19 protein-coding genes are annotated in these 19485 nt (G+C 63.5%); 11 read left to right on the top strand and 8 right to left on the bottom strand.

Going from position 1 to position 19485, the window contains the following annotated elements:
* Nucleotides 1-81 precede the first annotated feature (81 nt).
* Nucleotides 82-717, bottom strand: coding sequence for a hypothetical protein (locus ABEA02_RS06880; RefSeq protein ID WP_345532140.1), 636 nt, complete (start codon nt 715-717; stop codon nt 82-84).
* Nucleotides 718-839: 122 nt separating this feature from the next.
* Here ABEA02_RS06880 and ABEA02_RS06875 point away from each other — a divergent pair, with 122 nt between their 5' ends.
* From ABEA02_RS06875 to ABEA02_RS06855, 5 genes are all read left to right on the top strand, one after another.
* The gene (locus tag ABEA02_RS06875) at nt 840-1565 is read left to right on the top strand and encodes a YebC/PmpR family DNA-binding transcriptional regulator (protein WP_345532139.1); all 726 of its coding nucleotides are present in this window, start codon (nt 840-842) and stop codon (nt 1563-1565) included.
* On the top strand, nt 1562-3196 hold the full coding sequence (locus ABEA02_RS06870; RefSeq protein WP_345532138.1) for a WD40/YVTN/BNR-like repeat-containing protein: 1635 nt from the start codon (nt 1562-1564) through the stop codon (nt 3194-3196). Before ABEA02_RS06875 ends, ABEA02_RS06870 begins: the two co-directional genes overlap by 4 nt.
* A 127-nt stretch (nt 3197-3323) precedes the next feature.
* Complete coding sequence (locus tag ABEA02_RS06865) at nt 3324-4229, top strand: DMT family transporter (RefSeq protein ID WP_345532137.1); 906 nt, start codon at nt 3324-3326, stop codon at nt 4227-4229.
* A 3-nt stretch (nt 4230-4232) separates the two neighbouring features.
* Nucleotides 4233-5105: a DMT family transporter gene (locus ABEA02_RS06860; RefSeq protein ID WP_345532136.1), complete on the top strand. Its 873-nt coding sequence runs from the start codon at nt 4233-4235 to the stop codon at nt 5103-5105.
* A 307-nt stretch (nt 5106-5412) separates the two neighbouring features.
* Nucleotides 5413-6546: a type IV pilus twitching motility protein PilT gene (locus ABEA02_RS06855; protein WP_345532135.1), complete on the top strand. Its 1134-nt coding sequence runs from the start codon at nt 5413-5415 to the stop codon at nt 6544-6546.
* On the opposite strand, the gene ABEA02_RS06850 is transcribed toward ABEA02_RS06855, so the two are convergent.
* Nucleotides 6543-6938, bottom strand: a complete 396-nt coding sequence (locus ABEA02_RS06850) for a hypothetical protein (protein ID WP_345532134.1) — start codon at nt 6936-6938, stop codon at nt 6543-6545. The two genes, ABEA02_RS06855 and ABEA02_RS06850, sit on opposite strands and share 4 nt — an antisense overlap.
* Before the next feature lie 420 nt (nt 6939-7358).
* Here ABEA02_RS06850 and ruvC point away from each other — a divergent pair, with 420 nt between their 5' ends.
* From ruvC to ABEA02_RS06830, 4 genes are all read left to right on the top strand, one after another.
* Nucleotides 7359-7916, top strand: a complete 558-nt coding sequence (gene ruvC / locus ABEA02_RS06845) for a crossover junction endodeoxyribonuclease RuvC (protein WP_345532133.1) — start codon at nt 7359-7361, stop codon at nt 7914-7916.
* Nucleotides 7917-8023: 107 nt separating this feature from the next.
* Nucleotides 8024-9493 carry an EAL and HDOD domain-containing protein gene (locus ABEA02_RS06840; protein WP_345532132.1) on the top strand — a complete coding sequence of 490 codons (1470 nt, stop codon included), beginning with the start codon at nt 8024-8026 and terminating at the stop codon, nt 9491-9493.
* A 146-nt stretch (nt 9494-9639) separates the two neighbouring features.
* Entirely contained in the window at nt 9640-9978 is a 339-nt protein-coding gene (locus ABEA02_RS06835) for a hypothetical protein (protein ID WP_345532131.1), read from the top strand.
* A 62-nt stretch (nt 9979-10040) separates the two neighbouring features.
* Entirely contained in the window at nt 10041-10469 is a 429-nt protein-coding gene (locus ABEA02_RS06830) for a hypothetical protein (protein WP_345532130.1), read from the top strand.
* Between the two features lie 62 nt (nt 10470-10531).
* Here the strand turns inward: ABEA02_RS06830 and ABEA02_RS06825 are convergent, their stop codons facing one another.
* From ABEA02_RS06825 to ABEA02_RS06805, 5 genes are read right to left on the bottom strand one after another with little or no spacing between them, the layout of a single operon-like run.
* A complete protein-coding gene (locus tag ABEA02_RS06825; RefSeq protein WP_345532129.1) occupies nt 10532-11809 on the bottom strand; it encodes a dihydroorotase in 1278 nt (425 codons plus the stop codon).
* Between the two features lies 1 nt (nt 11810).
* A complete protein-coding gene (locus ABEA02_RS06820) occupies nt 11811-12773 on the bottom strand; it encodes an aspartate carbamoyltransferase catalytic subunit (RefSeq protein ID WP_345532128.1) in 963 nt (320 codons plus the stop codon).
* The gene (gene pyrR / locus ABEA02_RS06815) at nt 12766-13272 is read right to left on the bottom strand and encodes a bifunctional pyr operon transcriptional regulator/uracil phosphoribosyltransferase PyrR (protein ID WP_345532314.1); all 507 of its coding nucleotides are present in this window, start codon (nt 13270-13272) and stop codon (nt 12766-12768) included. Before pyrR ends, ABEA02_RS06820 begins: the two co-directional genes overlap by 8 nt.
* Nucleotides 13253-13690 carry a Holliday junction resolvase RuvX gene (gene ruvX, locus ABEA02_RS06810; protein WP_345532127.1) on the bottom strand — a complete coding sequence of 146 codons (438 nt, stop codon included), beginning with the start codon at nt 13688-13690 and terminating at the stop codon, nt 13253-13255. The genes pyrR and ruvX overlap by 20 nt, the downstream gene beginning before the upstream one ends.
* Entirely contained in the window at nt 13687-14286 is a 600-nt protein-coding gene (locus ABEA02_RS06805; protein WP_345532126.1) for a YqgE/AlgH family protein, read from the bottom strand. The genes ruvX and ABEA02_RS06805 overlap by 4 nt, the downstream gene beginning before the upstream one ends.
* On the opposite strand from ABEA02_RS06805, the gene ABEA02_RS06800 reads away from it, so the two are divergent.
* Nucleotides 14285-15721: a cryptochrome/photolyase family protein gene (locus tag ABEA02_RS06800; protein WP_345532125.1), complete on the top strand. Its 1437-nt coding sequence runs from the start codon at nt 14285-14287 to the stop codon at nt 15719-15721. The two genes, ABEA02_RS06805 and ABEA02_RS06800, sit on opposite strands and share 2 nt — an antisense overlap.
* 177 nt (nt 15722-15898) lie before the next feature.
* Nucleotides 15899-18049, top strand: a complete 2151-nt coding sequence (locus ABEA02_RS06795; RefSeq protein ID WP_345532124.1) for a YncE family protein — start codon at nt 15899-15901, stop codon at nt 18047-18049.
* 164 nt (nt 18050-18213) lie between these two features.
* On the opposite strand, the gene ABEA02_RS06790 is transcribed toward ABEA02_RS06795, so the two are convergent.
* Nucleotides 18214-19407 carry an NnrS family protein gene (locus tag ABEA02_RS06790; protein WP_345532123.1) on the bottom strand — a complete coding sequence of 398 codons (1194 nt, stop codon included), beginning with the start codon at nt 19405-19407 and terminating at the stop codon, nt 18214-18216.
* Between the last annotated feature and the right edge of the window lie 78 nt (nt 19408-19485).

Below are 19485 nucleotides of genomic sequence, written 5' to 3'. Positions count from 1 at the left end.
TGAACCTGTATGGTCTCAGCCCGATTTATACCGCGAAAAACAGCCCGCCAAAGCGGGCGACACGCTTGCTTGCGATCTTGCTTACCTGGCGCCGCAGCTTGCGCTGCACTGCTCGAATGCGCTCTGGCAATTGGCGCCACGACCGCAGCTGAACAGCTTCGAGGCACAGCCCTGCTGGCAGGCATTCCACTTCTCGGTCGGCGCCGCGCCAGTATCCACCTTGAGCTGCCCCTGCTTGACGGGAACAGGCTTGCAGCTGCCCAACGCCAGCACGCGGCGTGGGCCGGGCAACAAGGCCCAGTCATCGGGCACCATGCTCAGGTCGTCCTCGATGGTTGCCAGCAAGGTCTTGTCCTTCAGCAGGCCGGAGCGTTGGAGCACATCGACCGCCCAACAGTCCGCCTGCCGCACCTGGGCCACCTGCAGATCGGCGTCCGGCGCGAAACCCAGCAACTGACGACCACATTCGTGCGCAAAGACGAACAACCGGCTCTCCGGCAGCAAGCGCGGCAGCATCTCCGGGTTATGGCGAATCACGCCCTTGCCATCGACGATGACTGCCTTGGCCACCGCGCGCAGCGTGGTATCCACAACGGTCGGCACGGGGGCGCCCAGTCGATCCTTGCAACCATCGAACTGGATGGTCTGCTGCGCCAGAACAGGCGCGGCCAGCGCGCCAAACAAGGCACAGAGCGCAACGCGAAGCAGGTTTTTCATGGTCGGGTAGCCCTTGGAATCTGATGCAGGACAATGTAGCAGCGCAAAGTCTCCCACGCGGGCTAGGCCTTGACCGGCGGCGCTATAATTCCGACCTTTGTTCAGATATCAAGGGTTTAAGCATGGCCGGACACTCCAAATGGGCCAATATCCAGCACCGCAAAGGTCGCCAGGACGCCAAGCGCGGCAAGATCTTCACCCGCCTCATCAAGGAAATCACGGTCGCCGCCCGCCTTGGTGGTGGTGATATCGCCACCAACCCGCGCCTGCGTCTCGCCATCGAGAAGGGCAAGGCCGAGTCCATGCCCAAGGACAACATGGAAAACGCCATCAAGCGCGGCACCGGCCAGCTCGACGGCGTCACCTATGAAGAAGCGCGTTACGAAGGCTATGGCATCGCCGGCGCCGCCGTGATCGTCGACTGCCTCACCGACAACAAGGTGCGCACCGTCGCCGACGTGCGCCACGCCTTCAGCAAGTACGGCGGCAACATGGGCACCGACGGCTGCGTGGCCTTCCAGTTCAAACACTGCGGCACCCTGCTCTTCGCGCCGGGCACCGATGAAGACAAACTGATGGAAGCCGCCCTCGAAGCCGGCGCCGAAGACGTGGTGAGCAACGACGACGGCTCCTTCGAAGTCATCACCGGCCCCTGGGAGTTCAGCGACGTGCAGGCCACGCTCGAAACCGCCGGCTTCAAGGCCGAGTTCGGCGAAGTGACCATGAAGGCGCAGAATGAGATCGAACTCTCCGGCGACGATGCCGTGCGCATGCAGAAGCTGCTCGACGCGATCGAGTCGCTGGATGATGTGCAGGATGTGTATACGTCGGCGGTGATGGGCGAATGAACTTCGCAGGAGTGAGCCGGACTGTTGCGGGATGCCTGGGGTGTGCGGCAATCATTTTGCTGTCCGGTTGTGCCTCTGCTCCCCGGCAGCCAATGCTGCCACTGGATCAAACGCTCGCGCCCTTGTCAGTGCCGGCCGGTTACGGTCTGGCTGTCATCCGGGTTGATGCCGCGCTATCTCGAAAAGTGCAAACCATCATGCGCTGGCAGCGGTTGTCGTTTATGGCCGCCAATGACGGCACCACTCCGGACCTTGGCGCCGAACACACGGGTTATTCGACCTTCATCAAGCCTTTGCCGCCCGGCACTCACCAATTGCAGTCGCTGTCGTCAGGCTTTATCAGAACCCAAGCCGGCAAACAGATCATCGGACAGTCGTTCATAAACTTTTTGGCGGCACCACGCGTGTTCACCATCAAGGCCGGCGAGATTTCCGATCTTGGCACTCTCGCAATCGCGGAAGAACCCGTTAGCCCACCAGCAGGGCTGTCTCCTGCAAACGCAGCCAAGATTCCCTCAAAGGCCTACGTCATGCAGCTCGACAGTCACGCAGCCGAGGCTGAGCAGATGCTGTCGATCATTCAAGCCAAAGCTCCTGCCCTCAAGATGCATCAAGGGTCAAGCTGGGTATCGCCCGTTGGCGAGAGTCGCTTGTCCCGCCCCGAGTTACGCCAAGGCCTGTCTGCTCAATTGCTGTCTGCAAAGGAGTCGGGAGGACAAACCTATGCTGGCGAGGCGTGGGGACAGGTACGCGTTCGTCAGGCCGGCAGATGGGCTTGGCTCGACACTGGCCTGTCGCACGACATCAGTGCGGTCGACGTACTTGAAGATGGACGTCTGTTGGCAGGGGGTAGTCTGGGCATCATTCGCGCGAAGAGCCCGGTCAGCAATGAATGGCAAACCTGGCGCCTGCCCTTTCCCGATGGCGTCGTCAAATCCATCGGACACAGTGCAGCACTCGGTATCGTAGTCGGCGTTCAGAACGGCGACCAACTTGTCGTGGTGCAAACCCCTTCGCTTGGAGAACCTTGGCGCGAGATGAAGCGGTTCAATGCCTTCGGTTCGGTCCAGACCGACCTGCTGACCAGCGTTGCGAGCAATGGCTTCACCGCCATCGTGGTCGAAACGAGTTTTACCACCACAGCTAAAATCCACCACTACAGCCTCGCGACACAACAATGGAGCGAGCAAGCGCTGCCGACCAACTTTGCGGGAATTCCCGGCGCCTATACGCTGAGTCGCGACGGCAGAGTTTTCACTACTTCAGGCTCCCCCATGTTCTCGCAAAACTTGCGGGTCTCTGATGATGGCGGCAAGACATGGACTGCCGGAAGCTCCCCACAGTGGATGACCTGGCTCACCATGGTTGGCGACAACCGCGGCTACGCCGTGAGACAGGACAGCAGCAGCTCCCCTACGCCCGCTTCGCTATGGAAAACCAGTGACGGCGCCAGAAGCTGGCTAAAGACAGGCCCCTTGCCGGGGAGCGTTTCCGCCCTGATAGCAGGTCGCGTCGTCATGGCACGAATCGTCGTCATGGGTGAGCGTGAACTGGCCCTGATCACGCCGGACAACAAACTCTACGTGTCCAGAGACGAAGGCGCGAGCTGGACTGCCGACACATTTGAATGATCCGCGTGCTGCACGAGTGGTTATGGGCAAATAACAGATCCTGATTGCCGGCCCGGCACCCGGCGCACTTAGACTTCAGGCACTCCAAAGGCGGCGCAATGCGTCGCTTTATTGTTTCTTACGTCCCATGACCGCCCTGCCCCTCAGCCTCGTCCTCATCGCAGCCCTTATCCACGCCAGCTGGAACCTCATCGCGAAGAAGAGTGGTGGCGATGCGCGCTTCGCCCTGTTCACCTGTGTGGTACTGGCCATCGTGTGGGCACCGGTGGGCATCTGGTTCGGCTGGCGAGACGCGGGCAGCTACGGTGCGCTGCAGTGGGGCTTGATCGTTCTGAGTGGCGCGATCCACATGGCGTATTACCTGATCCTGCTGCGTGGCTACCGCGTCGGCGATCTGTCCGTGGTCTATCCGCTCGCGCGTGGCAGCGCGCCGCTGCTCACTGCGCTGGTTGCGACGAGCTTCCTCGGTGAGGCCCTGCGTCTGCTGGGCTGGCTCGGCATCACCGGCATCGTGCTGGGCATCCTGCTGATCGCGGGCGGCCCGGCTCTGCTGCGCAGTCTGCGGGCGGGGCACGGCGGTGACGACGCCACGCAGCGACTGCGTCTTGGCATGCAATACGGTCTGCTGACCGGGCTGTTCATCGCCTTCTACAGCGTGGTCGATGGCTATGCAGTGAAACATGCGGGCGTATCGCCCATCCTGCTCGACTACCTCGGCAACCTGTGCCGCATGCCTTTCCTGCTGGCGGTGCTGTACTGGCTGCACCTGCGCAACCCGCTGGGTCTGCGCGACTACGTCAAACAGATGTGGCGCCCTGCATTGATCGTCGGCACGGTCTCGCCCGTGTCCTATGTGATGGTGCTGTACGCTGCGACGATGGCACCACTGTCACAGGTCGCACCCGCACGCGAAGTGTCGATGCTGTTCGCCACGTTGTTCGGCGGCCACCTGCTCGGCGAGCGCGATAAGGGTCGACGGCTATTTGGTGCGCTGTGCATTGCTGCCGGCGTGATTGCTCTCACCCAAAGCTGACTCATGCTCGACCGCGCCATCGCTCCCCTCTTCGTCTTCCTGTGGAGCACCGGTTTCATCGGTGCGCGGCTCGGTCTGCCTTATACCGAGCCACTGACTTACCTGGTTACGCGCTACGGCCTCGTCATCGCCCTGATGCTACTGGCGGCGCTCATCTTCCGCGCGCCCTGGCCGCAGTCGCGCCGCGCCGTACTGCACATCGCTGTGGCCGGGTTGTTGCTGCAGGCGAGCTACCTCGGTGGCGTCTTCATGTCGATCAAGATGGGATTGCCGACCGGGCTGACGGCGCTGATCGTGGGCCTGCAGCCCATCGTCACCGCGCTGGGGGCTGGCTGGCTGCTGGGCGAGGCAGTGAATCGCCGCCAGTGGCTGGGTCTGGCGCTGGGCTTTGCGGGTCTGGTGCTGGTGGTGGTCTACAGCCGCACGCCCGGCTTCGGCAACAGGTGGCCGTGGACGGCACTGCTGCCCTCTCTGGTTGCGCTGGTGGGCATCACGGCCGGTACGCTGTACCAGAAACGCTTTTGTCCCAAATTCGATCTGCGCAGCGGCGCAGTGATCCAGTTTTCGGCCAGCCTGCTGCTGAGCCTGCCGCTGGCACTGGGCACCGAGCGCATGGAGATCGACTGGACGGGCGAATTCATCTTCGCGCTGGCCTGGTCGGTGCTGATGCTCTCGCTGGGTGCCATCAGCCTGCTCAACATCCTGATCCGGCGTGGTTCGGCAGTGCAGGTGACGCGCCTGTTCTACCTGACACCGGGCGTCACGGCGCTGATGGGCTGGTTGATGTTCGACGAGCGACTGGCCCCGCTGGCGGTGGCAGGCATGGGGCTGGCCGCCTGGGGCGTGTGGCTGTCGCGGGCCCCGCAGACGCGGTAAGCGCCCTCTGCGCGCACGCCACTCTCGTCATTTCCGCGAAGGCGGAAATCCCGCGTCGTTCAACGTTTGCAGAAATTCACGGGGTTCCCGCCATGGCCTCTCCCCCAACCCCTCTCCCGCTCGCGGGCGAGGGGAGCGACTCGCGGCGCTGCCGTCCGTAAAGCTGGCGGGAACGACGGTCATGGGCGATTAGGCGAAACCGCGATTTGCCAACGCCCCAACCGATGTGAGGCAAGCTGAACAGAACAAAATCTGCCCTACAATCTGGCAAATTCATTAAGCCGTAATCACGCTCCGGGGAGGGGACATGATGGATCAGCCGCAAGCCTTGATCGACACGCTGCCAATGAGCGAGATCGCCGGTTACCCTGCGATGGGGACGCTGATCGAACAGATCCTCTACCTGCTCAATTCGACGGTGGTGTTCAGCGATCTGATCATCCACCAGAACAGCCCCATCCTTCTGCGCCAGCCCAAGCGTCTCGTCGCCGTGACCGACACGCCGATCACCGGCCAGGACCTCGAAGAGTTCTTCACCGTCATCGAACCCAACTGGCGTGATCGCATCGAAGACCGCGCCTTCGACCGCGCCAAGGATCTCTACAGCGCCCGCATCCGCGTCAACTGCTTCACCTTCCAGGGCAAGAAGCGCCTGGGCTGCGTGATCCGCCGCTTCCCCGCTGAACCGATTCCGCTCGAAGAACTGGGCGTACGCCCCTGCATCCAGGACATGGCCAAGCTCAGCAGCGGCCTGATCCTGTTCGTCGGCGATACCTGCCAAGGCAAGTCGACGACCATCGCCTCCATCATCGACGAGATCAACAAGACGCGCTCGGGCCACATCATCACGATTGAAGACCCGGTCGAAACCATCATCCCGCAACGGCGCTGCATCATCACGCAACGCGAAGTCGGCGCCGATGGTGACGTCGAGAGCTACTACCAGGGCGCACTCGATGCACTGCGCGAGCGGCCGGACGTGATCGTCATCGGCGAAATACGCGACGCACAGACGGCACAGGAAGCCCTCGCGCTGGCCGAAGCCGGCCCGCTGGTATTCGCCACATTGCATGCGCGCTCCACCGAGCTGGGCATCCAGAAGATGCTGCGCCTGCTCGGCAACACCGACACACAAGCGCAAACGCTGGCCAGCAGCCTGCGTGGCGTCATCTGCCAGGCCTTGCTGCCCTCGCGCAGCGGCGACTCGTACTACCTGACCACCGAATGCCTGACGGTCAACGACGAGGCGGCCAAGCTCATCGAAGCACGCAACCTCGGCGGCATCCGCGCCCTGCTCGAAAAGCTCACCAAGCAGCCTGATTCTGGCTCGCACACCATGAACGACGACCTGCGCGTGCTCGTCGCCGCCAAGCGCATCGAGCTCGCCGATGCGCGCCGCGTGACAACTGACCCGGTTAAATTCACCGAGATGTTCGGCTAACGCACGGCAGTGACCACGGCGCGCCCGCCGCGCCGTTCCAGTGTCATCGTCAGCGTCTCACCCGGCTTCTTGTCGACGACCCAGGTTTCCTTCAGGTCGATGAAGCGCGAGATATAGGAAGTGGTGCCACCGCCCACCACCTGTCCTGAGGCGTTGTAGCACCACACGGCGAGCATGCCGACCCTGTCGAACTGTGCCTTGAACGCCCCCGAGCATTCGTTGGGTGCGCGCGGCGTCAGTCTGTCGAGTTGCAAGCGCGCACCATCTTCTTGCCCCAATTGCCCGACATGTTGCTCGACGTCATAGGCGATGCGTGTCGCGGGATCGGTCATGACGTCAGGCGCGCAGGAGGACAACATCCAGACGGTCCCAGCCAGACAAAGTTGCTTCACGAACCACCTCCCTCCAACCCTTCAAGCCATCAACCACTCGATCACCCCCCCGCGTTGCAGCAGGCACGCCGATGTGATCGGCATAAACCTCAATGTAGCTGCTGCGCAGGTGAAATGGCATGCGATCGAAGATATAAGCCTGATCACGCGCCACGCTGTCACGCTCGCCAACCGCCATGCAGATCGGGACCGCACCTCTGACTGCTGCGGCACGGCTGCCCCGGCAGGATCGGGTCAGCAGTGAGAGATGCGCGGCATGGTGCCTGTCTCGACGACGTGGCCGACCTCGACCGCGATGAAGCTCGCCGTAGTTGCGCGGCAACAACCCAGCGGGGCTGACGGGTATCGCAGACGCCTCCCCTGTGTGTCGCCTGCCGGCACTCCCGCTGTTCACGGCGCAATGCCGATAAACTCGCCCCCATGCCTGCTTCTCTCGCCCTGCCCCCCGCCCGCATCCTGGGCATCGACCCCGGTCTGCGCGTCACCGGTTTTGGTGTCATCGAACGCGTCGGCACCAAGCTGGCCTATGTCGCCAGCGGCTGCATCCGCAGCCCGGCCGCGGGCAGCCTGCCGGAGCGGCTCAAAGTCATTCTGGCTGGCGTACAGGAAGTCGTCGATACGTATCGACCTACAGAATCCGCTGTGGAGATCGTGTTCGTGAACGTCAATCCGCAATCCACCCTGCTGCTGGGGCAGGCGCGCGGCGCCGCCATCTGCGGCCTGGTGTCGCGCGACCTTCCGGTGATGGAATACACCGCCCTGCAAGTGAAGCAGGCGGTCGTAGGCTACGGCAAGGCGAACAAGGAGCAGGTGCAGCACATGGTCAAGCGCCTGCTACAACTGCCCGGCGACCCGCAAGCCGACGCGGCCGACGCGCTGGCCTGCGCGATTGCACACGCCAACGGCGGGCAGGCGGGCGGTCTGCTGGGCAGCCTGGGCACGCGCGGCAAAAAGCGCGGCACACGCGTCATCGGCTGACCCCCTCCGGACAGACGAAAGCCGCACAGCCAATGAGTTGAAGCACTCAATACCGGCGACAGGCTGCCGTTATCTGTCAGACAAGACATACACACGGGACTGCGCACATGGGTTTCCTCTCGGCTATCGGAAAATTGCTGAGCCCACCACCGCCTTCGCCAGTCGTGGCACCCGCCACACCTCCAGCGTCGCCCCTCTCCCCGCGTCTGGCCGTACCGCTCACCCCACGCACGACATCAGAAGGCGCAGCCGACGCGCCCGCGCCGACTCCCCCAGCCACCGCCCTGGCGGCTTCTGAAGTCGTCGCGAAGGCCGAACCGGCCGATGACGTCTCTGAGCAGGACCCGATGCTGGTCCGTCGCGACGTGGTCAACGCGGCCATGGAAGTCGGCGCCTACGAGTTCTCGCTGCGCGGCGAGCTGCATGCCAACGTCCGCGCCAGGGGCCAGGGCGTTCGTGCCTTTCTGGACCGCTTGCTCATCGATCACATCCGCAGCGTCAACGCCGCCGTGCTGCGGGAACGCCGCGTGTTCATCCCCTTCACCGAAGACAGCGTGCGCAGCAGTGCGATGGCGTTGTTACCCGCACATGCCTGCATCCTGCTGCAGCCTGCCCAGCCGCGCCAGCCGGCCGACCCGACGCTGCTGATCCGCCTGAAAGAGCTGCGCGACGCCGGCCACGAGATCTGGGCCGACGATTGCGTGGGCAGCAGCTGGTTCAGCAGCGCAGCCGAACAGCTCGACGGCGCCACGGTCCGCGTCGCAATGCGCATGCCGCTGGAAATCTCGGAGGCAATGGACCAGCTCAAGCAGGACTACCCCCACCTGCATCGTGGCGCCTGGGACGTCGCAACCATGGACGAGTTCGAGACTCTGCGCGGACTGGGCTGCACGCAATTCTCGGGCGGCTTCGTCACCTGGCGCGGCAACTGGTCGGGCAATGCGCTGTCACCCCAGGTCATGTGTGTCGCCACCCTTGTGAACCAGGTGCGCGAAGACGCCGACATGCGCCAGATTGCCAGCGTCCTGCGGCAAGACATGGCCATGTCATACAAGCTCCTGCGCTATGCCAACTCGGCAGCACGCGGCCTCAATCACTCGCTGACGTCCATAGAGCAAGCCCTGCTCGTAATGGGCCAGGCCCAGCTCGACCGCTGGTTGACTCTGCTGCTGCTCGGGGGCGGCCTGGGTGGCAACGGCGCCGTACTTGAAGCCGCACTGGTGCGCGCCCGCTTCATGGAAATCCTCGGTCGCCATTATCGTCAGGGCGAACTGTGCGAAAAGCTCTTCGTGCTGGGCCTCTTCTCGATGCTGGACATCGCACTCAAGGTGCCACTCGAAGATGCCATCCGCCCACTCAACCTGCCCGCACCAATGCGTGACGCCTTGCTGGATCACAGTGGCGTGCTGGGCAGCTTCCTCGCACTGGCCGAAGGCAGCCAGGAAGGAGACACCGACCGCGTACTGCGTCATGCCGTCGCGTTGGGGCTCACCGTCCGCAAGGTCAACGCACGCCTCATCGAAGCCCTCACCTGGGTCACGGCGCCCGAGGTCACACAGGCCAACGCCGAAGCTTGAAACCGCAAGGCGGGGCGCCGCTGCGGTTTGATGCATTTGTAACTACCCTTACATTTGCTTGCACTCACTGGTCAGCAAATCCATCTCTCGCCCATTAATGTGCAGGCAAGGCATGCATTCGCATGCCGCCCACCAAGGAGTTGAAGATGAAACTAGCCATGAGCATTGCAGCCATCACGATCATGAGTCTGTCCAGCCTCGCACAGGCTGAAGCAGGTCCTGCAGTCACACCCGCTGAGCGCAAGGAGATTCGCCAGGACTCCCGTGAAATCCGCCAGGACCGCCGTGAAGTGCGCCGCGACAACCGCGAAGTGCTGCACGACCGCAAGGAGTTGCACGATGCACGTGTCGATGGCGACAAGGCTGCCGCCAAGGATGCACGCCACGAACTGCGCGAAGACAAGGCAGATCGTCGCCAGGACAAGCGCGACCTGCGTCAGGACCGCCGCGATCGTCGCCAGGACGTGCGCGACGCACACAAGTAAAACTATCCACCGGCTGGCACTGATCTCCGGGTGCCAGCCAACCCCTGACAGGAGATGAAACCATGAGCAAGAACTGGCAATCGACACTGGCCTGTCTGGCCATCATGAGCTTGCCCCTGAGCACCCAGGCAGCGGACGTCGGTGTTTCTGTGCGCATCGGCCAACCCGGCTTTTACGGCCGCATCGACATCGGAGGCGCCCCGCCCCCTGTTCTGATCATGCCGGAGCCTTTGATCATCCGCCGCCCGCCACCCAATGTACGTTACGCGCCGATCTACCTGCGCGTACCGCCGGGACACGAGAAACACTGGGACAAGCACTGCCGTCGCTACAACGCCTGCGGCAGGCCGGTCTACTTCGTGCGTGACGACTGGTATGAAGACACCTACGTACCCCACTACCGCGAGAGACACGGCCCAAGTGGGGCCGACAATGACCGCGGCCCCGGTAAGGGACACGGCAGAAGCCACGGCAAACACGGTCGCGATTGAATCCTGAAAATCGCAACAAAAAAGGCTGCCCGCAGGCAGCCTTTTTCATGCCGCATCATGCGTCAGCCTTCGAACATCACCCGGCCTTCTACCAGGGTGAAACGTGTGACACCGGGCAACGGGAGACCGAGGAAGGGCGTGTTCTTGCCCTGGCTCTTGAGGCTCTGGCGCGTCACCACACGCTCGGCTTCCGCATCGAAGATGCACACGTCGGCGCGTGCCCCGACACCAAGGTGTCCGCCCTTGGTAATGCCCATGATGCTGGCAGCGTCCGAGGTGACGCGGGCAATCGCTGCGCCCAGCGGCTGCTTGCTTTCGGCCGCCCACTTCAGCGTCAGTGGCAGCAGCAGCTCGAGCCCCGTTGCCCCGACCTCCGAATCGGCAAAGGGCATCTGCTTGGCATCGTCGTCGACCGGGGTGTGATCCGAACACACGGCGTTGATTGCGCCGCGCGCAAGGCCGTCTCGCAGCGCATCGCGATCTCGCTGGCTGCGTAGCGGCGGTTCAAGGTGACACAGCGGGTTGAAGTAACCGATGTCTACATCGCACAGATGCAGATGGTGAGCGGCTACGTCGCAGGTGACGTCCAGTCCGTCGCGACGTGCCTGTTCGATCAGCGCCAGCCCGGCGGCTGATGACAGACGCGTGACGTGCAGCTTGACGCCCGTGCTGCGCGCCAGCGCAAGATGTGTGGCGAGTGCGATGGTTTCGGCTTCCACCGGAATGCCGGTCAGACCCATGCGTGAAGCCACCTCGCCATCGTGCGCTGCGCCTCCCCTGCCGATGTAGGGGTCGCTGGGCTGCAGCCAGACGCGGAAGCCGAAGGTCGCCGCGTACTGCATCGCTCGCAGCAGCACCTGCGTATCCACCAGCGGCGTATTCGCCTGGCTGAAAGCCACGCACCCCGCCTCGACCAGCTCGGCCATCTCGGTGATGCACTGGCCCTTGAGGCCCACGGTCAGCGCGCCAACCGGATAGACGTGCGCGCAGTTGAGGTTCTTGGCGCGGAAGCACAGCATCTCGACCAGACCCGGCTCGTCGAGCACGGGGTCGGTGTCGGGTGGGCAGGCCAGGCTGGTGATGCCGCCGGCCATCGCCGCCTGCATTTCGGACTCCAGCGTGGCCTTGTATTCGAAACCGGGCTCACGCAGGCGCGCCGCCAGGTCAATGAGGCCGGGCACGACGACGAGACCACTGGCATCGATGATGCGGTCGGCCTTGAAGCCCGACGGCGCAGCACCGATGGCGGCCACCTTGTCATCGACGATGAAGAGGTCGGCGCGCTGATCGATCTTGTTGGCCGGATCGACGAGGCGGCCGTTGGCGATATGAATGTTCATGTTATTTGCCCCCCGCCAGCATGCTCATCACGGCCATGCGAACCGCAATGCCGAAGGTCACCTGCGGCAGGATCACGGCGTTCTGCCCGTCCGCGACGGCGGAGTCGATTTCGACGCCGCGATTCATCGGCCCAGGGTGCAGCACGATGGCATCGGGTTTGGCGAGTGCAAGCTTCTCGGGCGTAAGGCCCCAGACCTTGAAGTACTCCTGGCTCGACGGCAGCAGCGCGCCCTGCATGCGTTCGTTCTGCAAGCGCAGCATCATCACGACGTCGACGCCCTTGAGGCCCTCACGCATGTCGTGGAAGACGCGCACGCCCATGCGCTCTAAATCGGTCGGCAGCAGCGTCTTGGGGCCGATCACACGCACTTCGGGCACGCCCAGCGTGGTGAGTGCGGCAATCTCGGAGCGCGCCACGCGCGAGTGCAGCACGTCGCCCACAACCGCCACCGTCAGGTTGGTGAAGTCCTTCTTGTAGTGGCGGATGGTGTACATGTCGAGCAGCCCCTGGGTGGGGTGCGCGTGGCGACCATCACCGGCATTGACCACCGAGATGTGCTCACGCCCGGTGGCCTGCAGGTGCTCGGCGATGAGGTAGGGCGCGCCGCTCGATGCGTGGCGCACGACGAACATGTCGGCGCCCATCGCACAGAGGTTGTCGATAGTGTCGAGCAGGGTCTCGCCCTTGTTCGTGGAGCTGGTCGCCACGTTGAGATTGATGACGTCGGCCGACAGGCGCTTGGCAGCGATCTCGAAGGTAGTGCGGGTTCGCGTACTGTTCTCGAAGAACACATTGAACACGCTCTTGCCGCGCAGCAGCGGCAGCTTCTTGACCTCTCGCTCGGCCACTTCGGTGAAGGGCTCGGCGATGTCGAGGATCTGTTCGAGGATGGCGCGCGGCAGGCCGTCGAGAGTCAGCAGGTGCTGCAACTCGCCTTTCGCGTTGAGCTGGGGGTTATGCATCAAGAAGCCTCAGGGAAAGAACACCGGCATCGTCGCGCACGAGGCGCAGACGGCTGCCGGCGGGCAGGGGTTCAGTGAGGGTATGGGCGCAGTACGTCGGCGCGATCGGCAGCTGGCGCTCGCCACGGTCGACGAGCACGGCCAGCTCAACGCGGCCGGGGCGGCCATAGTCGAACAGCTCGTTGAGCGCCGCGCGCGTGGTGCGCCCGGTGTAGAGCACGTCATCGACGAGGATCACCGGCCTGTCGTCGATGTCGAAGGGGATCTCGCTCTTGCGCGGCCGCGCATGCAGACCGCGCGAGCTGTAGTCGTCGCGATAGAACGCCACGTCGAGTGTGCCCAGTGGCTCTGAAATGCCCAGCATGGCGTGCAGGCGTTCGGCCAGCCACACGCCGCCGGTATGCACACCGATGAGCACGGAATCTGCCGTCAGCTGCTCGGCAATCTTGGCTGCCAGCTGCTCGCAGAGCACTTCGGCATCAGGGATGAGGTTGGGCATGGTGGTCAAGGTAACTCTGGAGAATGCGTTGTGCGGCGACAGCATCGAGCAGGCGCTTGCGTTCGCGCCAGTCGCGCGCCAGCTTGCCGCCGGCGGATTTCAGCAATTCGTCAGCCTCGACCGAACTCAAGCCTTCATCGAACAACTCGACGGGCAGGCTGAAGCGGCCATTCAGCTGGTTGGCAAAGCGTCGGCAACGCGGCGCCATCTCGTGCTCGCTGCCATCCTCGCGAGAAGGTAAGCCCACCACCAGGCGCGCAGGTTGCCATTCGGCAATCAGTTTCGCGATTTCACCGAAGCGCTGCTCGTTGGCTTCGCCGTGAATGGTCTGCAGGGGCTGGGCCAGCCCGGTTTCCGTCTCCCCCACAGCAACGCCGATGCGCGCCGTGCCGAAGTCGAAGCCAAGCACAGTGCTCAAGCGTGTCCGGCCACGTCAGAGAGGTTGGCGAAATCGACACCCAGCAGCTGCATGGCCGCGCTCAGACGCTCTTCGGGCGGCATCTCGAAGATGATCTGCGTATCGGCCGCCACGGTCAGCCAGGCGTTCTGGGCAAGTTCGTCTTCGAGCTGGCCCGCGTTCCAGCCAGAGTAACCAAGGGTGATGATGACCTCGCCCGGCTCACCCGAGGTGCCCATGGCTTCGAGGATGTCCTTGGAACTGGTCAGGGCGATCTCGCCATTGACCTTGAGGCTGGACTGCCACTTGCCAGCTGGCCGGTGCAGCACGAAGCCGCGGTCGGTCTGCACCGGGCCACCGAAGTAGACCGGCTGCTCGGCCAGGTCCTTCACCTCCAGAGGGATCTCGACGCGCTCGAAGAGGCCTTCCAGCGTCAGATCAATGGGGCGATTGATGACCACACCCAGCGCGCCGTCGTCATTGTGCTCCGCAATGTAGACCAGCGAACGGGAGAAATCGGGATCCTCCATGGCCGGCATGGCGATGAGGAAATGGTGAGTAAGGTTTACGTTCTGCACGGCCACATTGTAGCCCCACTTGCATGACAATGCGCCCATGACGCCCACACCTCCCGCCCCCCCGGCCGGCGCTCTGGTCTGGTTCCGCCGCGACCTGCGCGACCACGATCACGCCGCCCTCTACCACGCTTTGCGCAGCCACCAGCGGGTGTTCTGCGCCTTCGTTTTCGACACCGCGATCCTCGACGCCCTGCCCTCGCGCAGCGATCGGCGGGTCGAGTTCATCCGCGAGAGTCTCGTCGCGCTGGACGAGGCCCTGCGCGGGCAAGGCGGCGCGCTGATCGTGCGCCACGGCGTGGCCGCCGACGAGATCCCGGCCCTGGCACAGACGCTCGGCGTTGCCACGGTGTTCACCAACCACGACTACGAGCCGGACGCCATTGCCCGCGATACCGCCGTGGCGCAACGCCTGCAGGGTATGGGCATCGGGTTCGAGACGTTCAAGGATCAGGTGATCTTCGAGCGCGATGAGGTGCTGACCCAGGCCGGCAAACCCTTTGGCGTCTTTACGCCCTACAAGAACGCCTGGCTGCGCAAGCTCAACGACTTCTATGTGCGCAGCTACCCGGTCGAACGCTACCGCCAGCATCTTGTCGCCTCGCCCCTGGCGCAAGGCGTGCCGACGCTGGAGGCGCTGGGCTTCGCGCCGACCAACCTCGCCAGCCTGCGCATGCCCCTCGGCATGGCCGGTGCGCAGTCCCTGTTCGACGATTTCCTCGAGCGTATCGAGGACTACAAGGTCGCTCGCGATTTCCCGGCCATCAAAGGCGTCTCCTACCTCTCCACCCACCTGCGCTTCGGCACCATCAGCATCCGCCAGCTGGCGCGCGCCGCCTTGCAGCGTGGCAACGCGGGGGCAGAGACCTGGCTGTCGGAACTGGTGTGGCGCGACTTCTACCAGCAGATCCTGTTTCACCACCCGCATGTCATCAGCCACGCATGGAAGGCCGAGTACGACGACATCGTGTGGGAGACCGGCCCCGCCGCCGATGCCCTGCTCCTTGCCTGGTGCGAAGCCCGCACCGGCTATCCCATCGTCGACGCCGCGATGCGCCAACTCAACCAGACCGGCTACATGCACAACCGCCTGCGCATGGTCACTGCGAGCTTCCTCACCAAGGACCTGGGCATCCACTGGCTGCGCGGAGAACGCTATTTCGCGCAACACCTCAACGACTACGACCTCGCCGCCAACAACGGCGGCTGGCAATGGGCGGCCTCGACGGGCTGCGACGCGCAACCCTACTTCCGCATCTTCAACCCGGTGTCGCAATCCGAACGATTCGACCCGCAGGGCAAGTTCATCCGGCGCTACCTGCCCGAACTGGCTCAGGTGCCGGACAAATACCTTCACGCCCCCTGGACGCTGGGCGCGCTGGAGCTGTCGCGTCTGGCGCCGGACTACCCGCCCCCCATCGTCGATCACGCCGAAGCGCGCGAAATGACGCTGGCGCGCTTCAAGCGCCCCAGCTGACACAGCACACCCTTTCGGGCAGGTCTGCCCTGCAGACCGGGGGCAAAACCGCGCGAGCATTTGGTTGGCGCACGAGTGGCCTGATAGCGCACAAGCGGCGCGACAAACTTCCGCCTGCTGACCCGGCACACCCTGCTAGCATCCATGCCTCACAAAAAATCAAACAGCGAGTGAGTCATGTGGCATGCGGTCAGCAAGGGTCTGGTCTTGTTCTTTAGCGTCCTTCTGGTCGCCTGCGGTGGAGGCGGCGGTGGAGGCAGCGGTGGAAGTGGTGGCGGCGGAAGCAGCACCGGTGGCGGCGACTTTACGCTGTCAACCTCGTCGCTGTCCCTGACGGCCCCCCAGAACTCGAAATCGGAAACCAAGACCGTTTCTCTGCTGTCCATCGGCCCCGATGCTTACTACGTTGCCGCTGGCGTGCCACCCGGTCATGCCTGGCCCGCCTGGCTCGGTCTGTCCTTCGACACCTACGGAGACAACGCCTTCATCAGCGCCAGCACGTACGGGCTCGCCACCGGGAAGTACACCGCGACGGTACGCTTTGTTACCAAAGGTGCGACTGGCAATGTGCTGGCTTACAGGGACTTGAGCATCACACTGACGGTAACCGCCTCCGGCAGTTCCTCTTCGAGCAGTTCGTCGTCGAGCATCCCCTACAGCAGCTCCAGCGCCTCAAGCAGCGCCGTGTCCAGCAGCGTGGCCGCCAGCCTGTCCGCCACGCCGAACAAGATCGATCTCGGGGGCAGCACCGGCCGGGCACATAGCTCTCAATCTGCTGTCTTCATCAACACCAACAAGAGCGGTGACTGGAACTGGAGCATTGAATCCAAGCCTGCATGGGTAAAACTGATTGGCCCGAGCTCTGGCGTCATGAACGGCGGCACTTACTTCTGGGTGGAGGCGGACCTGACCAAGCTGAGCCCGGGCACGCAATCTGGAATGATGTCCATCAAAGCCACCCAGGGCGCCGCCAGTGTATCGACCAACATTCCCGTCTCCGTCACGGTCGACACGCACAAGCTTGTTGCCTCTGAGGTCGGTATCGCTTTCGCACGCACCCCGGACTGGAGCCGCCTCAGCCGCACCATCACCCTGAGAGACAACCTGACCTGGGCCAACTGGACAGCGACGAGCAATCAGCCATGGCTCACCGTGACACCCAGCGGCTACTACAATGGTTACAGCGATAGCAGCCTGACATTGACCGCCAACGTTGCCGGCCTCGCAAGCGATCAGTTTCACAGGGCAACGGTCACGATCAGCGCTGCAAATGGCGCACTGCCTGAAACCATCGAAGTTGGTCTGTGGAATGGCAGCACAACCCCCGGCAGCCAGACCATCATCAATGGCAGCTTCGTGAATGTCGTTGCCGACCCTGTGCGCCCACGCATCTACACACATACGGGCGGCAACTCCATCAGTGCCTACAACACGTATCTGGGCACCATTGCGGGCAGCATCTCCCTGTCGGGCAATGCCGGTGCCATGGAAGTCAGCGCCGATGGCAAGCGCCTTTTCGCCGTGCAAGGGACGAACATCTCGGTGATTGATCTGGACTCGCTGGCTGTGATCGCGACCTGGGCCAACACGACCAGCAGTGACACGCTGCGCTACGCACGGCCGAATGGTGAGGGCCTGCTCATCGCCAGCGGTGGTCGCGTCTTCAAAGTCGGCACGGGCAGCGTTTTGTCGACCAATGCACCAGCGGGGCCGGCCCTTGCGGTCAGCCCGGACAGCTCCTATCTATTCTCACAAGACACGGGCATCTCACCCGGCAGCTTCTCACGCTACAGCATCGACTACAGCGATGCGTCCAGCAACGGCTTCATCATCAACAGCGCCGGTTCCGGCAGCGGCGGCAGCAACTGCAAGGACATCGCCGTGACACGCAACAGTCAGTACGTGTTGACTGCTTGTGGCGCACCCTACTCGTTCGCCCGCTTCAGCTACTCGAGCCTCGGCAGTGCTGGCACCCTCGCAGCCAACCCGTACCCCAACAACGTCAAGGCCGCCAGTGACGGACGGATCTTTGCGGCCTCGGCCAACTACTACGACTCCGCTGACTTCTGGGTTTATGGCGCAGACGGGACGCTTCAGAAGTCTTTCCTGGTAAGGGGATATGCCAAAGAGATCCGCGACAGGCAACTCGTCCCGAGCGGGGATGCACTGATGGCTGCCGCGATCACGCTTGAACCAGCGCTACACCTCATCCCTGTCGGCCCCGAACCGGCTGGAACGTCAAGTCTGACGACTGGCGCCTCCTCCGCCAGCAAGACCCTCAGTGCACCGGCCAGCACAGGTTCGACTCTGGAGGTCAAACGCCGCTGAATCAGCGCGTGACCGGCTAGAGGACTTCGCACCGCCGTGAACAGCCATCCAGTCCGGACTGATGACTGCATCAGTCCGGCTCCAATCTCCATGACCGTCCGGTAGCTTGCGGGTGCGCACCACATCCCCAGCATCGCGGCGACGCCTTCAGAGCAATTCCGCACTCAACCCGGCCGGCCATCGATGCGCGCACGCAGCAGGATAGGGGCATAGCGCCAGAGATAGAGCGCAAAGCACAGCGCCCACAGCACAGCCGAAGCACGCAGGCCAGCGGTATACCACTCCGCAGACAGTACGCCCGGCAGCACACGGCAAATGAGCGCAGCCTGCAGCAGCACGAACATGAACGTCTCCGCGCAGCCAGCGACGGGAGATCGCCCTGTATGACCCAGTGCGGTCCGCGTGATCATGCCCAGGATGAGACCGGACATCGCGCCGACCGTCAGCAGGTGCGGCACCGGAGCAGCCGCGGCGGGCCATACGGGCGTCACGGCGAGCAGCGCCAGCGCCAGAATCAGCCAGCCATGCGACAAATGGAGAATCCACAGCATGGGCAAGCGCCCAGTTCCCCATGGCTGCCAGCGGTGGCAGCGCCAGGTCTGGGCCGCTGTTGCGGCTACAGCGAGTGACGCGATCAGGCCAGCCGGGGCGCCCAGCGCCCAGGCGAACAGGCTGGCGGCCGTCAGGCCAATGGCAAGCTGGTCCAGCCTTGGTTGCTTGCGCGCTTCCAGTCTCAGGGCATTGGCAGTGAACATTGGCACGATGCGGCCGGCAATGACGGTTTCGAGCACGCTGACGATGGCTACTGCCAGGTGCAGTGGCTGCAGGGGTGAAAGGCCCAGCCACCCGGCCTGAGCTGCGTAAAAGGCCACGTTGCTGAGCCACAGCGCGGCCAGCACGCCAAGAACGAAATAGTTTCGACGGTTCTTCGCGCGGATGAGAACACGGCCTACAGCCAGCATCACGAGCGGCAACAAGGCAAGGTCAAGCAGGGCCATGAACCAGACTGGCGCCACGAAGAACGCCATGCGCGCCGCTAGCCAGAGCGTCGCTAGCGCCGCCAGAGGTCGACCCTCGGGTGTCGCCAGGCCGGTCCAGCTGCGCACAGCGGTGAACAGGAAGCCAATGATCACCGCACAGGCAAAACCGAACACCATCTCGTGTCCGTGCCAGAGCATGGTGGCCATTCCGGTAGGGAGATATACCGCGCCTTGCAGCAAGGCGATCCACAGCGGCACAAAGGCCAGCGCCTGGATTGCAGCCAGCAGGTAGAACGGGCGGAACCCGAGGGCGAACAACGCGGACGCAGGGGGCGGAGACGCCGCACGACGCGGCTCTTCAAGCACGATGACAGCCATATGGGACTCACGACAAAATAAAAGGTATTTTACATACCACTTTTGTCGTGCGCCTGACTCTCGTCAAACTTCGCTTTG

It is taken from the genome of Viridibacterium curvum, assembly GCF_039544165.1.
GTDB classification, from domain to species: Bacteria; Pseudomonadota; Gammaproteobacteria; order Burkholderiales; family Rhodocyclaceae; genus Viridibacterium; species Viridibacterium curvum.
This window is presented reverse-complemented; position numbering and strand designations above follow the sequence as displayed.

Bases quoted from the DNA above. Each gene is read 5' to 3' on its own strand.
- ABEA02_RS06880 (WP_345532140.1), bottom strand. From the start codon at position 717: ATGAAAAACCTGCTTCGCGTTGCGCTCTGTGCCTTGTTTGGCGCGCTG.
- ABEA02_RS06875 (WP_345532139.1), top strand. From the start codon at position 840: ATGGCCGGACACTCCAAATGGGCCAATATCCAGCACCGCAAAGGTCGC.
- ABEA02_RS06870 (WP_345532138.1), top strand. From the start codon at position 1,562: ATGAACTTCGCAGGAGTGAGCCGGACTGTTGCGGGATGCCTGGGGTGT.
- ABEA02_RS06865 (WP_345532137.1), top strand. From the start codon at position 3,324: ATGACCGCCCTGCCCCTCAGCCTCGTCCTCATCGCAGCCCTTATCCAC.
- ABEA02_RS06860 (WP_345532136.1), top strand. From the start codon at position 4,233: ATGCTCGACCGCGCCATCGCTCCCCTCTTCGTCTTCCTGTGGAGCACC.
- ABEA02_RS06855 (WP_345532135.1), top strand. From the start codon at position 5,413: ATGATGGATCAGCCGCAAGCCTTGATCGACACGCTGCCAATGAGCGAG.
- ruvC (WP_345532133.1), top strand. From the start codon at position 7,359: ATGCCTGCTTCTCTCGCCCTGCCCCCCGCCCGCATCCTGGGCATCGAC.
- ABEA02_RS06840 (WP_345532132.1), top strand. From the start codon at position 8,024: ATGGGTTTCCTCTCGGCTATCGGAAAATTGCTGAGCCCACCACCGCCT.
- ABEA02_RS06835 (WP_345532131.1), top strand. From the start codon at position 9,640: ATGAAACTAGCCATGAGCATTGCAGCCATCACGATCATGAGTCTGTCC.
- ABEA02_RS06830 (WP_345532130.1), top strand. From the start codon at position 10,041: ATGAGCAAGAACTGGCAATCGACACTGGCCTGTCTGGCCATCATGAGC.
- ABEA02_RS06825 (WP_345532129.1), bottom strand. From the start codon at position 11,809: ATGAACATTCATATCGCCAACGGCCGCCTCGTCGATCCGGCCAACAAG.
- ABEA02_RS06820 (WP_345532128.1), bottom strand. From the start codon at position 12,773: ATGCATAACCCCCAGCTCAACGCGAAAGGCGAGTTGCAGCACCTGCTG.
- pyrR (WP_345532314.1), bottom strand. From the start codon at position 13,272: ATGCCCAACCTCATCCCTGATGCCGAAGTGCTCTGCGAGCAGCTGGCA.
- ABEA02_RS06800 (WP_345532125.1), top strand. From the start codon at position 14,285: ATGACGCCCACACCTCCCGCCCCCCCGGCCGGCGCTCTGGTCTGGTTC.
- ABEA02_RS06805 (WP_345532126.1), bottom strand. From the start codon at position 14,286: ATGGGCGCATTGTCATGCAAGTGGGGCTACAATGTGGCCGTGCAGAAC.
- ABEA02_RS06795 (WP_345532124.1), top strand. From the start codon at position 15,899: ATGTGGCATGCGGTCAGCAAGGGTCTGGTCTTGTTCTTTAGCGTCCTT.
- ABEA02_RS06790 (WP_345532123.1), bottom strand. From the start codon at position 19,407: ATGGCTGTCATCGTGCTTGAAGAGCCGCGTCGTGCGGCGTCTCCGCCC.